The sequence below is a fragment of the Streptomyces synnematoformans genome (assembly GCF_039531005.1).
GTDB lineage: Bacteria > Actinomycetota > Actinomycetes > Streptomycetales > Streptomycetaceae > Streptomyces > Streptomyces synnematoformans.
Genome location: NZ_BAAAPF010000540.1, coordinates 1 through 2,639, shown reverse-complemented (window position 1 = coordinate 2,639; position 2,639 = coordinate 1). Strand labels below are relative to the sequence as shown.

The following is a 2,639-nucleotide window of genomic DNA, read 5'->3' as shown; positions in this document are numbered from 1 at the left end:
GGCCGCGGCCGCCCGGACTTCGCGCGGCCGCGGCCGCCCGCACACCCGCGGCCAGGGCCGTGCCCAGCGGGCGGGCCAGGCGCAGCGCACCCCGTTCCTTGTGCGCCAGCAGCGCCGTCCGGACCGCGTCCGCGTACGCCGCCACCGCATACACCGCGGGCAGCCCCGCGGGCCGGGGCCGGGGCGTCACCCGCCGCACCGCCCCCGCCGTCAGCTCCGCGGCGCACCCCGCACACAACGCCCCCGCGCCCCGTACCGCCCCGCATCCCGCGCAGCCGTCCGCCAGCAACAACCCCGTCAGTTCCCGCCCTGTCCCCCGCATACGTCCACCATGCCGGGGCCCACCGACACCCGCGACCCCCCTGTGGACAGCCCTCCGTATGTGGAAAACCCGAGCGCAGTCCCGGCACCCGGCCCCCTGCGGCCAGGCCCGGGAGCGGCCAGACCCGGCGCTCGAACCCTGCGGTCAGGCCCCGGCCCGGCCCGGAATGCAGACCCGTGCCGGTCCCGTTCGCCAGTCCGGCCCTCCGACGCCTCCGACGCCGCCTACCCCGGATACACCGGGGCCGTGCCCGCCTTCCCGCCCACCACGGCCTTCCAGTACCCGTTCTGCGGCAGCCGCACGATCCCCTCCTCCGTCGCCGCCACCATCGGGTTCGTCGGGTCCTCCGTCGCCGCCACCGCGGTCACCCCGGTCAGCCCCTGCCCCAGCTCCGCCGTCGGCGGCACCGACCCGTCCGTCGACACCAGCCGCATCTGCTGCACGCCCTCGGTCTCCCGGCCCACGACCACCAGCCGGCTCTCGCCCGCCCACGACACGGCCCGCACGTCCTCCAGCGGTCCCGTGTCGCGCAGCTGCGCCACCACCGGCACCCCCTCGTCCACCGACACCGCGCCCAGCACCAGCCGGCTCTCCGACCCCTCGCTGACGACCAGCGCTATCCGCGCCCCCTCCGCGGACATCCGCAGCGCCTCGATGCGCCCCTCCAGCCCGGTGAGGTCTATGCGCACGGGGTCGCCGGTGCCGTTCGCGATCCAGTACAGCCGCGACTCGTCGCCGACCCGGTCCGCCACCCACAGGTCGCCGAGACCGTCCCAGCTCGGGGCGGTGAGCCCGTCGCCGCGGCCGGCCTGCTCCGCGGTGGCGTCGCTGGTCAGCAGCGGGTCGCCCAGCTCGGACGACTCGTCCAGCGACGACACGTACAGCTCCCGCCCGTCGGCCGTCACCCCGGCCGCCTTGTTCTCCGAGCGGGACACCGCCGCCGACCCGATCGCCGGCTCGCCGTCGCCGAGCGGGCTGATCACCGTCGCGGGCCCGGCCTCGCCCGCTTCCGGCCCCGGGGTGGTCCGCACCAGCCGGTGCTTGGAGTCGATGAAGTACAGCGACTCGGGGTCGCCCGCCGGCCCGTCCGGCGCGTACCGCTCGCCGGCCGCCGCGCTCAGTTCGCACAGCTTGGCGTCCCGGGCGGTCACCAGCTGCACGTTGTCGACGCGTACGCCGTCCTGGCTCTGCGCGGTGTGCAGCACCTGCGCGGCCATCCGCTCGCACGTGTGCAGCCCCGGTTTCGTCCGCAGCGCGAGCCGCACCCGCAGCGTGCCCTCCTCGTCGACCTTCAGCTGCTGGTTCCGCGCCAGCTGCGTGCGCTCCGGGAACGTCGTCTGCGTCACCGCGCCGATCAGCCCGCCCGGCCCGTCGAGCAGTGTGCGCACCACGTCCGTGACGGGGTCGATCCGCCGCCGTACGTAGATGGGGTCGGCGACGAGCGTGTCCCTGCTGCGCGCCGTGAAGTGGTACGTGCTGGCCGGCTGGAAGGTCCGCTCGAAGTCCGCCCGGCTGATCACCAGCCCGCGCGGCGGGTCGGCGATCCGCCACTCGCCGGACTTGCGCACCTTCGACAGCTCGATGTTCAGGCTGTACGGACGCTCGTCCGGCGAGTACGTGCCCGCCTCGTTGAGCCGCGCGACCTTGTCGCCGCGCAGCTGGACGACCGCCGTGCTCACCCTGGCGCCGTTCACCGGCTTGGGCCCGGCCGCCGGGCCGCCTATGACCTCGGGCGCCTCGGCGAGCACCGTCGTCTCGCCCGGCGACCAGTCACGCGCCTTCTTCGTCAGATAGGCCTTCGCGACGGTGGCGTAGTCGTCGCTGCGCAGCGCCTCCAGGAAGTCGGACACGATGCGCTGCGGGCTGGCCCCGGGCTCGGGCGGTTCGGCGTAGGTACGCGCGCGTGGATCCTCACGCTGTTCGGACAGCGGCACCTGGTGCACGCCCCCGCTGTCGGGCATGGAGGCGCAGCCGGTGAGGAGCAGGAAGCCCGCGAGCAGGGCGGCGGTGGCGTAAGGGCGCGTACGGGCCGCCGCCGGGCGGCCCCGCCCGCGTACCGCCGTCGTCGTCCGCCCCGTACGGCTAGCCGCGGCCACCGCGCTCCCCCTCACTGCCGACCTCGGCGCCGACCTCACTGCCAGCCTCACCGCCGCCCTCGCCGGGAACCTCACCGCCGTCCTCGCCCCCCTCGGAGCCGTCCCCGGCGCGGCGCCCGGACGTCCCGTCCGGCGCATCCGCGCCCTCGCCGTACGCCGCCGCCTCATCCGCGGCTGGCGCACACCCGCTGACCCGCCGCCGGCTGCCCGGCAGCGCCGTC

General features: G+C 76.1%; 1 protein-coding gene and 2 pseudogenes. All 3 read right to left on the bottom strand.

Going from position 1 to position 2,639, the window contains the following annotated elements; all coding sequences use genetic code 11:
• Positions 1 to 322 (bottom strand): annotated as a pseudogene (locus ABD317_RS35690) (ComF family protein); the annotation flags it as partial.
• A 224-nt stretch (positions 323 to 546) separates the two neighbouring features.
• Positions 547 to 2,418, bottom strand: a complete 1,872-nt coding sequence (locus ABD317_RS35685) for an LpqB family beta-propeller domain-containing protein (protein ID WP_344295985.1) — start codon at positions 2,416 to 2,418, stop codon at positions 547 to 549.
• Positions 2,405 to 2,639: pseudogene (locus ABD317_RS35680) on the bottom strand (hypothetical protein); the annotation flags it as partial. The gene ABD317_RS35685 and the pseudogene ABD317_RS35680, both read right to left, overlap by 14 nt.